Genomic DNA, 16,387 nt, shown 5'->3' with positions numbered 1-16,387 from the left:
TGCAAACGTTTTCTTTAAGTTCATTATAAACGAATAGATTCAAAAAAGAAATAAAAACACTAGAAAAAAATAAAACGTTTTCATTTTTGCAAGAAAATATAGTAACTTTCGCTCGTTTTCTTAGAAAAAGAAGAATAAATATTGTAAGCGCTATTTTAAATTAAGATAGAATCTGTTATCATTCAGTAATGAAAACGTTTGCGCCTTAAAAAAGAAAAAATTATAGTATAGATGAAATGGGGTAGCATAATGGAAAAACAATGGTGGAAAGAAAGTGTAGTATATCAAATTTATCCTCGTAGTTTTATGGATAGTAACGGTGATGGCATAGGGGATCTTCGTGGCATTCTTTCAAAGCTAGATTACTTAAAAGAATTAGGTATTGATGTAATTTGGTTATCACCAGTCTATGAATCTCCAAATGATGATAATGGTTATGATATAAGTGATTATTGTAAAATTATGAATGAGTTCGGAACAATGGAAGATTGGGATGAACTATTACATGAAATGCATAAACGTAATATGAAGCTTATGATGGACTTAGTTGTTAATCATACTTCAGATGAACATAATTGGTTTATTGAATCACGTCAATCGAAAGATAATAAATATAGAGACTATTATATATGGCGTCCTGGAAGTGAAGGGAAAGAGCCGAATAACTGGGGAGCAGCGTTTAGTGGCTCTGCATGGCAATATGATGAAATGACAGACGAATATTATCTACATCTGTTTTCTAAAAAACAACCAGATTTAAACTGGGATAATGCAAAGGTAAGACAAGATGTTTATGGCATGATGAAGTTTTGGTTAGAAAAAGGAATTGATGGATTCCGTATGGATGTTATTAATTTTATTTCTAAAGAAGAAGGTTTACCAGCTGTTGAAACGGATGAAGAAGGATATGTTTCAGGGCATAAACATTTTATGAACGGTCCGAACATTCACAAATATTTGCATGAAATGAATGAAGAAGTATTGTCTCATTATGACATTATGACGGTTGGGGAAATGCCAGGTGTAACGACAGAAGAGGCTAAATTATATACAGGTGAAGCTAGAAAAGAACTACAAATGGTATTCCAATTTGAACATATGGATTTAGATTCTGGAGAAGGTGGGAAATGGGATGTAAAACCGTGCTCACTCCTTACTCTGAAAGAAAACTTAACAAAATGGCAAAAAGCATTAGAGCAAACAGGCTGGAATAGCCTTTATTGGAATAACCATGACCAGCCGCGTGTTGTATCACGTTTCGGGAATGATGGAGCTTATCGAAATGAATCAGCGAAAATGTTAGCGACAGTACTTCATATGATGAAGGGGACACCGTATATTTATCAAGGAGAAGAAATCGGAATGACTAACGTTCGATTTGAATCCATTGATGAATATCGAGATATTGAAACGCTAAATATGTATAAAGAAAAAGTTATAGAGCACGGTGAAAATATAGATAAAGTGATGCAATCTATTTATATAAAGGGCCGAGATAATGCTAGAACGCCAATGCAGTGGGATGATAAGAAACATGCTGGATTCACAACGGGTGAGCCTTGGATAGCGGTAAACCCTAACTACAAAGAAATTAATGTGAAACAGGCGATTCAAGACGAAGAATCAATTTTTTATTACTATAAAAAATTGATTGAATTACGTAAAAATAATGAAATAGTTGTGTATGGATCATACGATTTAATACTAGAAAATAATCCTTCAATTTTTGCATATGTAAGAACATATGGAGAAGAAAAGCTTCTGGTGATTGCAAACTTCACTGCGGATGAATGTGTATTCGAATTACCTGAGGACATTATTTATAACGAATCAGAGTTATTAATACACAATTATGACGTAGAAAATGTATCGATAGAAAATATTATATTACGACCGTATGAAGCAATGGTATTTAAATTGAAATAAGAAAAAGCCTTATGCCACCCTGGCATAAGGCTTTTTCTATTACCATTTTAAAATAGAGAATCCGTACGGTGGAAGTGTAACTTGTAATACACTTGCTTCCGCTGAAAATTCTTCGTTTGTATAAATGTTAAGTATTTTCTTCCCAGTAATATGAAGAGGGAGTGAAGCTGTAACTTCACTGTTAGTAGGATTTAAAACGAAAAAGATAGTCTCATCTTCATATGTTTTTGTATAAGAAATATAATTATGTTCATCATTTGCTTCGATAAATTGAAAAATACCGTGTCCTCCAAATGATTTATATTGTTTCCGTAATGAAATTAATGTTTGTATATGTGTGAATAAAAGAGTGTCTTGTTCTTTTTCATCCCATATCATACATTTACGACAACCAGGATCCATGCCACCATCCATACCGATTTCATCACCATAATAAATACAAGGAGAACCGATGAAAGAAAGGTGAAATACATAGAGTAACTTTAACTTATTTGTATCCCCATTACATGTTGCTAAAATTCTAGGTGTGTCATGACTGTCTAATAAATGAAATGCCGCTTCATTTACATTCATAGAGTAGGAATGTAGAGAATCTGTAATTTGTTTCATGAATTCATTCGCATGAATGGACTCGTTAGCAAAGTAAGAAAGTAGGGCGTTTGTAACAGGATAGCTCATTACAGCATCAAATTGATCCCCTTGTAGCCATGGGAGTGCATCATGCCAGATTTCTCCTAGAATATATACTTCAGGATTTAATGCTTTTATTTCACTACGGAATTCTCTCCAAAAACTGTGATCGACTTCATTTGCGACATCAAGGCGCCAACCGTCTATATGGAACTCTCTTACCCAATAACGACCTACTTCAAGTAAATATTCTTTTACATCTGGATGAGCAGTATTTAATTTAGGCATATATGGTGTAAATGCGAAAGTATCATAATTAGGAAGCGGCTCAGTTATAATTGGAAATTCATGAATATGGAACCAATCTTTATAGGCGGAATTCTCACCATGGTTCAGCACGTCTTGAAATTTATCGAAGAAGTATCCGCTATGATTAAAAACAGCGTCGAGCATTACTTTTATACCACGTTTATGACATGCTTCAACGAGTTCTTTGAAAGTTTCTTTCGTCCCAAATTGTGGGTCGATTTCCATGTAATCAATTGTGTCGTATTTATGATTCGAATGAGCTTTGAAAATAGGAGTGAAATAAATTCCAGAGATTCCAAGCTTCACAAGGTAATCAAGGTTTTGAAGAATGCCAGCGAAATCACCCCCGAAAAAATTAGTAGCAGTTGGCTCTGCACTTCCCCAAGGAAGGGTGTTTGCCGGATTTATTGCGCTATCCCCGTTAGCGAATCGTTCCGGGAAGATTTGATACCATACTGTGTTTTTAATCCAAGATGGTGCCCTGAAAACGTCTTTTGCATGAATGAATGGAAAGCAGAAAAAGTTACCGACATCGTCATTTGGAATGTTAGAAAAAAATCCTCGTTCTGTATAAATAAGAGTGTCTACGTCGTTTTTTAATTCGAATCCATATCGTAAGCGTTTAAATTTCGGTTCGATTGAAACCGACCAATAATCAAATAAATCAGTAGATCCGGTTTTTTTCATCGGTGTACTCGCTGAAATCCATTTCCCATCTTGCCATTCGTATGGATCACCGTAGATGAGGGCGGCGCTGTGAACATCATCTCTTTTTGTGTGTATTCGGATGTGAATTGTTTTTTCGTCGTAAGCGTATGCATAATTATCTTTTGGCCTATGATAGATCGCTTCTTTAAGCATATAGAAAATCCCCCTTTAATATCTCTATACATATTGTTACCTAAAACGAAATAATAAAGATTATGTTGCAAACGATTTCCTTTCACATAACTTTAATATTGCTTATAAGAGTAGTATTCATTTTATATAAAGTCAATGAATAAAGAGTATGAGAAGATTATTTTGAAAATTAATATTTGCAAAATGAATAAAAGGATGTATAATGATAGACAAATAGCGCAAACGTTTTCATAGATTATGATATTGTTTGCGCTTCTATTAAACTATCGAATGCAAACGTTTTCAATTTCTTAGGTACATAGACAATTTAGGGAGGTTTTTTGGGATGAAGAAAGCATTATCACTATTAACGATTTCAGCATTGTCAATCGGTATGTTATCTGCATGTGGACCGAAAGATTCAGGGAAAAAGGAAGCAAGTAAAGAGAAGAAAGATTATGACCTTCTCGTCTGGGAAGATGATAAAAAAGGTGTTGGTTTAGAACCAGCCGTGAAAAGCTTTGAGGAAAAATATAAAGTAAAAGTTAAAGTTGTTGAAATGCAAATGACAGATCAAGTGAAGAAGTTACGTCTTGATGGACCTGCGGGGACGGGGCCGGATGTTGTAACATTGCCACACGATCAAATTGGAAATGCAGTAACAGAAGGCTTACTTTCTGAAGTAAAAGCAGATGATGCTGTGAAGAGTAAATTTACTGACTTATCAATAGAAGCACAGACATATAACGGAAAATTATATGGTTTACCAAAAGCAATTGAAACACCAGTTTTTATTTACAATAAAAAATTAATGCAAAAAGCACCAGAAACGATGGATGAGCTGTTTAACTTCTCAAAAGACTTTACGAAGGATGGCAAGTACGGATTTTTAGCATTAGGAGATAACTTCTACTTTGCTAACGCGTTTATGGCAGGTATGGGCGGATATGTATTTGGTGAGAAAGACGGAAAGCCAAATGCAGGTGATGTTGGATTGAATAATAGTGGAGCAGTACAAGGTGCTGAATATCTTCAAAAATGGTACAAAGAAAAGTTATTCCCGAAAGGTATTATTGGTGAATCTGGTGGCCCTGCTGCTGACGGATTATTCAATGAAGGAAAAGCAGCGTCTATCATGAACGGACCGTGGGCGTTCCAAGCGATGGAAAAGAACGGAATTGATTATGGTGTTGCTCCAATGCCGAAATTACCAAATGGTCAACCGATGAAAACATTTGTTGGGGTAAAAGGATGGCATGTAACAAGCTTCTCTAAACAAAATGATTTAGCTACAAAATTCACTGAGTGGGTAACTAATGAAGAAAATGCAAAAATTCGATTTGAGAAAACAAAAGAAATTCCTCCAGTAAAATCAGTAATGGAAGATCCAATTATTAAAGATAATGAAGCTGCAAAAGCAGTTGCAACTCAATCAGAAAATGGAGTTCCAATGCCGAATATTCCGGAAATGCAAGAAGTATGGAAACCAGCTGGAGACGCTCTTCAGTTAGTTGTTACAGATAAAGAAGCACCAAAAGCAGCACTTGATAATGCAGTGAAGCAAATTAAAGGGAATATTGAGGCAAACCACAGCAATAAAAAATAAGGTGAAATTCGTGCCTCGAATATAAGAGGCACGAATTCTCTCCCTTCCAAGTAGGAAGAAAAAAGGGGGAAGGAACATGCAAACATCTATGGAGCCAGCAAAAGAGTTAAACGGTTCAAAGCATAGGAAAATGGCGACCATGTTATCAATTATTCCAGGCATTGGTCAACTATATAATAAACAATATGTTAAAGGTCTTATTTTTCTAGTATTAACAGGTTCGTTCATTGTAGCATTTGCTGATTTGTTAAATATGGGGTTATGGGGAATTGTAACACTCGGTACAGAAGTTCCACGTGACCATTCTGTCTTTCTATTAGTAGAAGGGATTTTGGCACTTATCGTCATAGTGTTTGGACTGGGGATATATGCATTTAACTTATATGATGCATACCAAAATGGAAAGAAGCGTGACATAGGAACACCATTAAACTCAGTAAAAGAGCAATATCGTAACTTATTAGATCAAGGTTTTCCATATTTAATGGTTTCACCAGGTTTTCTATTGCTTATCTTTGTTGTTGTATTTCCAATCATTTTCGTAATTTTAATTGGATTTACGAACTACGATTTATATCACTCTCCTCCAGCTAAATTAGTAGATTGGGTGGGCTTTAAAAACTTTATTGATATTTTCACATTACCAATGTGGAGAGAGACATTTTTAAGTGTATTCTCTTGGACTGTCATTTGGACATTCGTTGCAACAACACTACAAGTTGCACTTGGTATTTTTTTAGCAATTATCGTAAATCAGCCTGGGATTAAAGGGAAGGCTGTTATTCGAACAATTTTCATTTTACCGTGGGCTGTTCCAGCATTCGTGTCTATCCTTGTCTTCTCTGGTATGTTTAATGAAACATTTGGAGCAATTAATAACCAAGTATTAGCTTTATTCGGAATTGAAAAGATTGCTTGGATGACAGATCCATTTTGGGCAAAAATCGCTTTAATTATGATTCAAACGTGGCTTGGATTCCCGTTCGTCTTCGCAATGACGACAGGTATATTGCAATCGATTCCAGGAGAATTATATGAAGCGGCTACAGTAGATGGAGCTACAGCTTGGCAACAGTTCCGTAAAATTACATTGCCACTTGTTCTATATGCAACAGCACCAATATTAATTACGCAATATACGTTTAACTTTAATAACTTTAGTATCATCTATCTATTTAACGGCGGAGGTCCTGCTGTAGCTGGACAAGATGCAGGTGGAACAGATATTTTAATTTCATGGATTTATAAGTTAACGATGACTTCGGCGCAGTACGGGAAAGCCGCAGCTCTTACAATGATTTTATCGTTAATCGTTATTACAGTTGCGTTATGGCAATTTAAGAGAACAAAATCATTCCAAGAAGAGGATATGATGTAAATGAATATTAAAAGACAAAAGATGTTACGTCTCTCATTAAGTTATTTCGTTATTTTCGTAATGTGTGCCATCATTTTCTATCCATTATTATGGATTATTGGCTCATCGTTTAATCCGGGTGATAGTTTATCTGGATCAAGTATTATTCCGCAAAATGCAACGTTAGATCATTATCGTAAGTTATTAGATTTAGAGAATAGTAATTATTTACTATGGTATAAAAACACATTAAAAGTAAGTGTTTTAACGATGATTTTCTCAGTGTTAGCAATTAGTTTTACTGCTTATGCATTTTCGAGATATCGTTTTGTTGGAAGAAAGAATGGTTTATTAACATTTTTAATTCTGCAAATGATTCCGAACTTTGCAGCGTTAATCGCACTATACGTATTAGCGCAGTTAACAGGATTAATCGATACACATCTTGCATTAATTTTAATTTATGTAGGCGGAGCAATCCCTATGAATACATGGCTTATGAAAGGGTATTTTGATACGATTCCGAAAGAGTTGGATGAATCAGCTCGTATGGATGGAGCTGGACATTTCCGTATTTTTTGGCAAATCATTATGCCACTTGCAAAGCCAATCGTGGCAGTTGTAGCGTTATTCACTTTCATCGGTCCATTTACAGATTTCATTTTAGCGAGTATTATTTTGCGCACACCGGAAAATTATACTTTAGCAGTTGGACTCTATGAAATGGTAGCGAAGAAATTTGGTAATGAATTTACAACGTTTGCAGCCGGTTCGGTATTAATTGCAATCCCGATTTCGATTTTATTCTTATCACTACAAAAATACTTTATTTCTGGTTTAACAGCTGGAGGTACGAAAGGATGAGAAATGGGACATTATGTCCCATTTTTCTTTTCATCTCTCTATAAAAAAATTTATAGAGAGATGAAAAGAGATTTGACATCGCATATGAAAAGAAGTGAAATAAATAGTATATTATAGTATAGGAAAAAAGAGCTATATCCCTTACAATACATGGAGAGGGAGAATATGATAAGTTTTGCAAGATAGAATAAATAAATGAAAGTCTATGACTTACCCTATGACTTGCAACGAGTGCAAGATAAAGTGAAGCTTTAATCAGTGGGGTTGTTGTTCATCCCCACTGATTATTAGCCTTCACCAATCGGGCTTTTACGGGCAGCCCGACCCCACACCTAACTTCTTTGCTTTCGCTGAATTTTGAGGTGGGGGTCTTACTGCCCGGCAAATAGCGGGATAAAATATATGAAAATGGCAGAGACGTGAAAGGAGGGGATTTTTATGACAGTTACAATTAAAGATGTGGCGAAGAAGGCGAACGTAGCACCATCAACTGTTTCTCGTGTAATTGCTGATAATCCAAGTATAAGTGAAAAGACAAAGCGCCGTGTTCGAAAAGTAATGAGTGAATTAGGGTATCATCCAAATTTAAATGCAAGAAACCTTGCGAACCAAACGACGAAGACACTTGGTCTTGTTATGCCGAGCTCTGCAAGTAAAGCTTTTCAAAATCCGTTTTTCCCAGAAGTTATAAGAGGAATTAGTTCATTTGCACATGTAGAAGGGTACGCGCTTTATATGTCGACTGGTGAAACGGAAGATGAAATTTTTAATGGTGTTGTAAAAATGGTACAAGGGCGTCAAATCGGTGGTATTATTCTTTTATATTCAAGAGAGAACGATCGGATTATTCAATACTTGCATGACCAAAACTTCCCGTTCGTTTTAATTGGAAAACCATATGATCGAAAAGATGAAATTACATATGTAGATAATGACAATTATACGGCTGCAAGAGAAGTAGCAGAATATTTAATTTCACTAGGCCATAAACAGATCGCGTTCATTGGTGGTGGATCAGATTTACTTGTAACGAGAGATCGTTTAGCCGGTATGAGTGATGCTTTAAAACTAGCAGACATTGTATTACCGAAAGAGTATATTTTACATTTTGATTTTTCAAGGGAAAGTGGTCAACAAGCTGTTGAGGAGTTAATGGGACTGAAGCAACCACCGACGGCAATTATGGCAACGGATGATTTAATTGGACTTGGTGTATTAAGCGCACTTTCTAAAAAAGGATTCGTTGTACCGAAGGATGTTTCTATTGTAAGCTTTAATAATGCTTTATTATCAGAAATTGCGAGTCCTCCGCTTTCGACAGTTGATGTGAATATATATCAGCTAGGATATGAAGCAGCAAAAGCTTTAGTTGATAAAGTAGAGAATGCGGAGTCAACTGCAAAGTGTATCATTATTCCACATAAATTACTGAAGCGTCAAACTTGTGATCGTTATGCATGAAAAAAGCTAAGAGTTTAACTCTTAGCTTTTTGCTTTAGAAAGGCTTCTAAACGGTCACAGCCTTCTTTTAAAGTTTCGATGCTATAAGCATAGGAAAGGCGAAGGTAGCCTTCACCGTATTCCGAAAATGCTGTCCCAGGAACAACGGCTAGCCCGGCTTCTTTTACAAGATCAAGTGCAAAATTAAATGATGAAGATGTTAAATGTCCAACATATGGGAATAAATAAAATGCACCTGTTGGTTTCTCAACCGTTAAACCCATTTGAATGAGTCTATTATATACGTAATCACGGCGTTTTTTGTATTGATAGCGCATCATCTTCGGGGCATCTTTAGCAGCTGTTAAAGCTTCGATTGCAGCATATTGAGCGATTGAAGTAGCACATGTAACATTGTATTGATGAACTTTTAATATGTGTTTTGCTAAATATTCTGGAGCAAATAAAAGTCCGATACGCCAGCCGGTCATAGAATGTGATTTTGATAATCCGTTAATGACAATCGCCTTATCACGCATTTCTGGGAAATGAGCGATAGATGTGTGTTTTTCTTCATATACAAGTTCACTATAAATTTCATCAGAAAGAACGAAAATATTTTTATCTTTTAAGACAGATACAATATCTTCTAATTCTTCTTTTGATAAGGTAACACCAGTTGGATTAGAAGGATACGGTAAAACGACGCATCTTGTTCGTTCTGTAATTGCATTTTGCAATGCTTCAGCTGTTAAACGAAATCCAGTTTCACGAACATCTATAAAAATAGGAGTTGCACCACATAGTCGAATAATCGGCTCGTAACCAGGGTAAATAGGAGCAGGTAAAATTACTTCCGTTCCTGGTTCTAAAATAGTTCGGAATGCAACATCGATCGCTTCACTAGCACCGATTGTAACAATGGTTTCGTTTTCAGGTGAATAATGTAAATTGTAGTTGTCCTTTACAAAGTTACAAGCTGCCTTGCGTAATTCTAGTAAACCAGCGTTATGTGTATAGCTTGTATAATTTTCTGTAATGGCCCGTTTAGCTGCTTCTTTTACTAGAGAAGGTGTAGGGAAATCGGGTTGCCCAATTGTTAAAGAGATAAGATTATCATAGCTTTGAATCATATTAGAAAACTGGCGAATTCCAGAAATTTGGATGTCCTTCACTCTAGGATTAATGAATTGTTCCATTGTATCTCCCTTTCTTCCGTTTGAAAATTAAGTCCATTTTATCATATTTTCTATGATTACGCTTTGCATATGTTATTTAGAAAGAGAGAAAAGAAAAAAGCCGCTGAAAGCGACTTTTTAATAACCGTATTCCCAATCTATTTCATCTTCGTTCCAAAGTACGGAAGATACTTTGCCGAGATGGACAACGGATTCATTTACAGCACATGTGCAGTTATCTTCCCCTGCTTTATGTTGCAGTTCTTCGTATACTGATTTTTCAACGTTTTCTAGCACAACCAAATTTTCTTCTTTTAAAACAAGCGTAGTACCCGCCATTTTTATCTTCCTCCTACTAAAGTAATGATCACTTATTTGTAAACATAGATAGTATGGATTATATGCTGTATTTTGCGATAGTTGTCCGTCTAGTGAAGTGTTTTTTAATTTCTTTGTAATCCGTATTCATTGTATACTGCATGAAGGAAATTTGGTACAGGGTTTACAATCATTTCGGAAATCTGTAACATTTATTATTAGTTGTTAACAAATAATTAACAAATATGTTAAGAAAAATCAAAATTTTAAAACAAATCAACTTATAAAATGATATAATCATATCAAAATACATATAGGGGATGAGAGGCTATGGAGCTGATTCGTGATTTAATGATCCAAATTGCCATCATTATTTTACCACTATTTTTATATGAAGCGATTCGTTTAAATCGCTATCAAGAAATGCTTCCGAAGCCTAATCGCTACTTTATTATGTTTTTATCTAGCGTTACACTCGTTCTCTCCATGACATACTCTATTTGTTTTGGTACCATTTGTGGATACAATTTTCATCCAATCCCAATTGTTAGTGGCTTTTTATATGGTGGGATTGTTGGGCTCATCCCTGCCATTATTTTTGTTGCATATGAATGGATTGTTAAGGGGCTCAGTTGGTTACCTATCGTAGAAGTTATATTTCTTTCAATAATTCCATTGTTTTTGTCAAAGAAATGGTCTCTTTTTTCAAGAGATAAGAAGTTAATAATAGCTTTTATGATTGCATCATTTTATGTTCTTGTTTCATTAGTATTTGGGATGTTGAATGTCCTTTTAGAAACAGGTTTTACACCGTACATATCTAATCTATATAGTGGGTATATATTTGCATCACTTATCATGGTTATGACAATGGTGTTTCAAGTGTATTTGACTGAGTATTTAAACGAAAATGCATTATTACGTACAGAAATGCAAAAATCAGAAAAACTTAATATTGTAAGTGAGTTAGCTGCAAGTGTTGCACATGAAGTTCGAAATCCGCTCACTGTGGTACGTGGGTTTATTCAATTGTTAGAGAGTACGGAAGACGTAAAAAACAAAGATTATATGCGTCTCGTATTAGCTGAACTGGATCGTGCTGAACAGATTATTTCAGATTATTTAAATTTGGCAAGGCCTCAAATTGAAAAAAAAGAACATATTTGTTTATCAGCACAATTAATTGAAATGACAACGCTTATGTCATCGTTTGCGGCGATGCAGGGCGTTTATTTGCAAGTTGAGATTTCTGAGAGCCTTTATACTATCGGTGATAAAACGAAATTGAAGCAAGCTATTATGAATGTTGTTAAAAATGGTATTGAAGCAATTCAAGGAAACAAAGGGTATTTAAAAGTCACGGCTATTCAAAAAGATGAAATGATAATAATAAGAGTTAAAGATAGTGGCGTTGGGATGACAAAAGAACAGTTAGCAAGGCTTGGACAACCGTATTATTCTTTAAAAGAAAAAGGAACAGGATTAGGTCTTATGGTAACATTTAGTATTTTACAAGCGCATAATGGTACATTGGAATATAAAAGTGAAAGCGGAAAAGGAACTGAAGCTATTATTATATTGCCAGCTGTACGATATAAGGAATAAAAGTTACCGGTAGAAGGTAACTTTTTATTTTATTGTGCATTAGAAAATATACAGAAGTTTATTCATTTGTTTTTTCTTGTTTTGTTCGAATGAATAAACTTCTAAATGATTGAAAGAAGCTTTGCTCTTTTGAGGCGGCGACTAATTTTTTTGTTTCTTGAATTTCGCGAATAACTTGCATAAGTTGTGCATCACGGCTGCTGTCTTTATTGTAAATTTGATGGACAAGTTTATTCATTTTTTCTTCTTGTTTAGATTCTCGCTTATACATATGATTCATTAATAAGTCCATCTTTTCTTTCTGAAGTGCATCTGTTTGAGCGGCGTGATCAACTAGATCTTGTAACATTTTTTCTTGAGATCCTTCCTTTACATAAACTTGTTGCATAAGTTCATCTAATTTCTCGTCTTTTAAACGATTTTGTGTAATGAGAGTAGAGTTTTGATGAATAATTGCTTCATTTAATTGAGCAAGCATTTCAAGTTTTAACATGAACTCCTCAAAGTTACGCCCATCTTCTTTTTCTTTTGGTTGTATTTCTTGCTTATCTTGAATAACAGGTACAGGTGGGGCCTCTTTTTCTTTTAAAATAATAGGTATTGTTTCTGAAATATCTTCTTGTAATGTAGCAGCTCTTTCATGTATAGATTTTAATAGTTTTAAATCATCCAATTTATAAATACGAGCATCAGCTGTTTTTGAAATGATATAACCGTGTTCCTCTAAGAGTTGGCTATATTTTCGGACTATATGTTTTGGGATACCTGTTTTATTTGTAACATCTTTCGTTTTATAAATAGCTTCCATGATATTTCCTCCCCAAAAAGTATCGTATATATCATTTCAATCTTTTATGAGGACTTCCTTTGAAAAAGAATGTCGGAAGGTTATTAGTTTTCTACAGCATTAGTGAAAAGATGAGGAAAAATGAATGTTTTTGGCGGAATGGAGAGGAAGAGCTAAAATAATGTCTGAAAACATACATAGAAGAAGTTTGTTATAATAGCTGAGGAAAAGAAATTGGTAGGAACACGGAGGTACACATGAAGCAATTAAAAGGTATTATCATTTCAATTATTGCAATTCTTTCTCTTTTGGTAGCAGTATATGAAGTACTTGTGCCAGAGGAGACAAGTACTAAAAAAACAACTACGTATGATCAAATTTTAGAGTTCCCGAAAGAACGATATCCAGAGACCGGGAAACATATAGCGGATGCTATAAAAGAAGGGCATTCAGAAATGTGTACAATTGATCGTAATGGTGCAGCGGATAGAAGGAAATTATCGTTAGCGCCATATCCGACGAAGAAAGGTTATGATCGCGATGAATGGCCGATGGCGATGTGTAAGGAAGGCGGAAAAGGAGCTCATATTGAATATATAAGTCCAGCAGATAACCGCGGTGCAGGTTCTTGGGTAGGGAATAAGCTAGACAAATATCCAGATGGTACGCGTGTGAAATTTGAAGTGAAGTAGTAGTTGCATATTTCATAATGAAGGAGAAGGGAACTATGGAGTTAACAATTTCTTATTCACAATTAATGTTGATGAACTATGACGGTGAGCAGCCTTACGTAGATTGGACAGATGAAGATTTTGAAAGAGGTTATGCTAAGGCGGATGGAACTGTTATTTTTGAAGCACTCTCTGATTATACTTGTGAAGTAAAAGTAACTTGTGGAAAACATATTGAGAAAGAAGAAGTGATTAGAACGGTTGCGGTTCCTTTTACAGTTGAAAATGAATGTATCGTTGTAACGAGTATTCTTTCAAATAAATTTCAGATCCCTATTCCAAATGGTGAGTATACCGTTGTATTACAGGCAATTCCTCTTGAAGAGCCAACGGATGATGAATTATATAAAATACAATATGAATTCTTTTTTGAAAGTAAAGTATAAAAAATGGGTTATCCTTTTGGAGGATAACCCATTTTTGTTATGCGTTTGTTTTTAAAAGGGAACGAGCATCTTTTGCTGCTTGCACCATGTGTTCTAAAGCCGGAATAACTTCTTCCGCTCTTCTAGTTTTTAAACCACAGTCTGGATTAATCCAGAAATATTTAGGATCACATACTTGTAAAGATTGTTCCACGATTGCGAACATCTCATCTTTACTTGGGACACGTGGACTATGAATGTCATATACACCTAGACCAATTCCTTTTTCATATGTTGTATGTTTTAATGTATCAATAAATTCTCCATGACTTCTTGATGTTTCGATAGAAATAACATCTGCATCTAACGCACGAATGGCATCTACAATATCTTCGAAGTTACTGTAACACATATGGGTGTGAATTTGTGTTTCGTTTGCTACAGAAGATGTTGCTAAAAGGAATGATTGAACTGCCCATGTAATGTATGCATCCCAATCTTTCTCTTTTAACGGCATACCTTCACGAAGTGCGGGCTCATCGACTTGGATTACTCTTATTCCGGAAGATTCAAGTAATTCAATTTCATGACGAAGTGCTAGTGCAATTTGATATGAAACTTCTTTTCGTGAAATATCATTTCGAACGAATGACCAATTTAGAATAGTGACAGGTCCAGTGAGCATACCTTTTACTACTTTCTCTGTTAAGCTTTGTGCATATACAGTTTCTTTAATAGTCATTCCATTTATAAAGGCAACATCGCCATAAATAACAGGTGGTTTTACGCAACGAGAACCGTATGATTGTACCCATCCGTTTTTAGTAAAGGAGAAACCAGCAAGGCGCTCGCCGAAATATTCAACCATGTCAGTTCTTTCAAATTCACCATGGACAAGAACATCAAGACCAATTTCTTCTTGGTAACGAATCCATTTTTCTGTCTCTTTTTCAATAAATTGTTCATATTGTTCATTTGAAATAACACCGTTACGCCATTCTTTTCGCGTTTGACGAACTTCTGTTGTTTGCGGGAAGCTACCGATAGTTGTTGTTGGTAACAACGGTAACTGAAGTGCGACTTGTTGTAATTCATATCGTTTTTCAAATGGAAGAGGACGTGAAAAATCTTCTTCTTTTAATGCTGTTCGTGCTGCTTTAACATCTTCTCGGTTACGTGCAGCAGATGAACGAATTGTATGATGTACGTTTCGGTATGTTTCTAGCTCATTACTAAGGCTTTCTGTACCTTGAGTTAGAGCAGAATGAATAAGAACTAACTCTTCTAATTTTTGATTTGCAAATGCTAGCGCATCAAATAGCTCAGTCGATAAGTGAGTTTCTTCTGTTTTATCGATTGGTGTATGCAATAAGCTACAAGAAGGCTGAACGATGAAATCTTTCGTTTGGACTTGTTTTTGTAGCGTTGTAAATAACGTAAGAACTTCATCAAGGTCAGCTCTCCAAATGTTACGGCCATCTATACAACCGACAGCTAAAATTTTATCAGCTGGGAATCCATATTTTGAAATAGCATTTAGATTTCCTTCTTTACCATGAACGAAATCTAATCCAATACCAGATACAGGGAATGTAATGATTTCTTCATAGTTTTCTTCTACACTATCAAAATATGTTTGTAAAAGAAGAGTCGCATTTGGAACTTCTTTACGAATAGCTTCGTAAATTTCTTTTGCATGTTGAATTTCTTCTTTCGTTAAAGAAGCGAAAATCGGTTCATCAACTTGAATGATTTGTGCACCAGCTGCATGTAGTTCTGAAATTAGTTGTACGTAAGGTGCAACTAATTGGTTTAAAATCGTAGCAAATTGCTCTTGTGTATAGCCTTTCGCTAATTTTAAGAAAGTATATGGTCCTAAAATAACAGGCTTTCCATCTACTCCCAATTCTTGTTTTGCCTCTTCATATAAGCGAAGTGGACGATTATCTTTTAAAGAGATTTGTAATCCCTCTTCATATTCAGGAACGATATAATGATAGTTTGTATTAAACCATTTTGTCATTTCGGAAGCTACGTGATCTTTAGAGCCACGCGCCATTGCGAAATATACATCAAGGTAAGATGTAAACTCAGAAAAACGTGATGGAATAAATCCTAGCATATAAGCAGTATCCAAAACGTGATCATAATATGTAAAATCGCCAATTGGAATGAGTTCAATCCCTTTTTCTTGCTGTGCTTTAACGTGTTGAAGGCGAATTTCTTTCATTGTTGTTAAAAATTGTTCTTCATCGATTTTATTGGACCAAAAAGCTTCCAATGTTTTTTTCCACTCTCGTTGTAGTCCGATACGTGGATAACCTAAATTACTTGTTTGAATTGCCATTTCAAATTCCTCCCTAATTGAAAGTAAGCATTTCCGTTTACTAGGAAATACCTATAACAAAAAGTACAAAGGCATAGAAAATAA

13 protein-coding genes are annotated in these 16,387 nt (G+C 35.1%); 8 read left to right on the top strand and 5 right to left on the bottom strand.

Annotation, left to right across the window (positions count from 1 at the left end; genetic code table 11):
* Positions 1-249 precede the first annotated feature (249 nt).
* Positions 250-1,926: an oligo-1,6-glucosidase gene (malL, locus tag LUS72_RS19895; RefSeq protein ID WP_097830847.1), complete on the top strand. Its 1,677-nt coding sequence runs from the start codon at positions 250-252 to the stop codon at positions 1,924-1,926.
* A 39-nt stretch (positions 1,927-1,965) separates the two neighbouring features.
* On the opposite strand, the gene LUS72_RS19890 is transcribed toward malL, so the two are convergent.
* Positions 1,966-3,726, bottom strand: coding sequence for an alpha-glycosidase (locus LUS72_RS19890; protein ID WP_097830848.1), 1,761 nt, complete (start codon positions 3,724-3,726; stop codon positions 1,966-1,968).
* A gap of 325 nt (positions 3,727-4,051) precedes the next feature.
* Here LUS72_RS19890 and LUS72_RS19885 point away from each other — a divergent pair, with 325 nt between their 5' ends.
* The 4 genes from LUS72_RS19885 (at position 4,052) to malR (ending at position 8,993) form a co-directional block, all read left to right on the top strand.
* Positions 4,052-5,311: an extracellular solute-binding protein gene (locus LUS72_RS19885; protein ID WP_097830849.1), complete on the top strand. Its 1,260-nt coding sequence runs from the start codon at positions 4,052-4,054 to the stop codon at positions 5,309-5,311.
* A 76-nt stretch (positions 5,312-5,387) separates the two neighbouring features.
* Positions 5,388-6,689, top strand: coding sequence for a maltosaccharide ABC transporter permease MalC (gene malC / locus LUS72_RS19880; RefSeq protein ID WP_097830850.1), 1,302 nt, complete (start codon positions 5,388-5,390; stop codon positions 6,687-6,689).
* The gene (gene malD, locus LUS72_RS19875; protein ID WP_001022595.1) at positions 6,690-7,532 is read left to right on the top strand and encodes a maltosaccharide ABC transporter permease MalD; all 843 of its coding nucleotides are present in this window, start codon (positions 6,690-6,692) and stop codon (positions 7,530-7,532) included. It begins immediately after the preceding gene.
* A gap of 438 nt (positions 7,533-7,970) precedes the next feature.
* Entirely contained in the window at positions 7,971-8,993 is a 1,023-nt protein-coding gene (gene malR, locus LUS72_RS19870) for a maltose operon transcriptional repressor MalR (RefSeq protein WP_097830851.1), read from the top strand.
* 14 nt (positions 8,994-9,007) lie between these two features.
* Here malR and LUS72_RS19865 read toward each other — a convergent pair whose 3' ends face one another.
* Entirely contained in the window at positions 9,008-10,171 is a 1,164-nt protein-coding gene (locus LUS72_RS19865) for an aminotransferase A (protein ID WP_098361632.1), read from the bottom strand.
* Between the two features lie 117 nt (positions 10,172-10,288).
* Entirely contained in the window at positions 10,289-10,489 is a 201-nt protein-coding gene (locus tag LUS72_RS19860; protein WP_000929279.1) for a hypothetical protein, read from the bottom strand.
* A gap of 309 nt (positions 10,490-10,798) precedes the next feature.
* Here LUS72_RS19860 and LUS72_RS19855 point away from each other — a divergent pair, with 309 nt between their 5' ends.
* Positions 10,799-12,073, top strand: coding sequence for a sensor histidine kinase (locus LUS72_RS19855; RefSeq protein WP_097830853.1), 1,275 nt, complete (start codon positions 10,799-10,801; stop codon positions 12,071-12,073).
* A 58-nt stretch (positions 12,074-12,131) separates the two neighbouring features.
* Here LUS72_RS19855 and LUS72_RS19850 read toward each other — a convergent pair whose 3' ends face one another.
* Positions 12,132-12,881, bottom strand: coding sequence for a DUF3967 domain-containing protein (locus LUS72_RS19850; RefSeq protein ID WP_097830854.1), 750 nt, complete (start codon positions 12,879-12,881; stop codon positions 12,132-12,134).
* 236 nt (positions 12,882-13,117) lie between these two features.
* Here LUS72_RS19850 and nucA point away from each other — a divergent pair, with 236 nt between their 5' ends.
* Together nucA and comJ are read left to right on the top strand one after the other, a co-directional pair.
* On the top strand, positions 13,118-13,552 hold the full coding sequence (gene nucA, locus LUS72_RS19845) for a DNA-entry nuclease (RefSeq protein ID WP_000811509.1): 435 nt from the start codon (positions 13,118-13,120) through the stop codon (positions 13,550-13,552).
* A 35-nt stretch (positions 13,553-13,587) separates the two neighbouring features.
* Positions 13,588-13,977, top strand: coding sequence for a competence protein ComJ (gene comJ / locus LUS72_RS19840; protein ID WP_097830855.1), 390 nt, complete (start codon positions 13,588-13,590; stop codon positions 13,975-13,977).
* 37 nt (positions 13,978-14,014) lie between these two features.
* Here the strand turns inward: comJ and metE are convergent, their stop codons facing one another.
* A complete protein-coding gene (gene metE / locus LUS72_RS19835; RefSeq protein ID WP_097830856.1) occupies positions 14,015-16,303 on the bottom strand; it encodes a 5-methyltetrahydropteroyltriglutamate--homocysteine S-methyltransferase in 2,289 nt (762 codons plus the stop codon).
* Between the last annotated feature and the right edge of the window lie 84 nt (positions 16,304-16,387).

Source organism: Bacillus cereus (assembly GCF_025917685.1).
In the GTDB taxonomy this organism is placed as follows: Bacteria; Bacillota; Bacilli; order Bacillales; family Bacillaceae_G; genus Bacillus_A; species Bacillus_A cereus_AT.
Note: the sequence above shows the minus strand (reverse complement) of the source record. Positions and strands in the feature narration are given on the sequence as shown.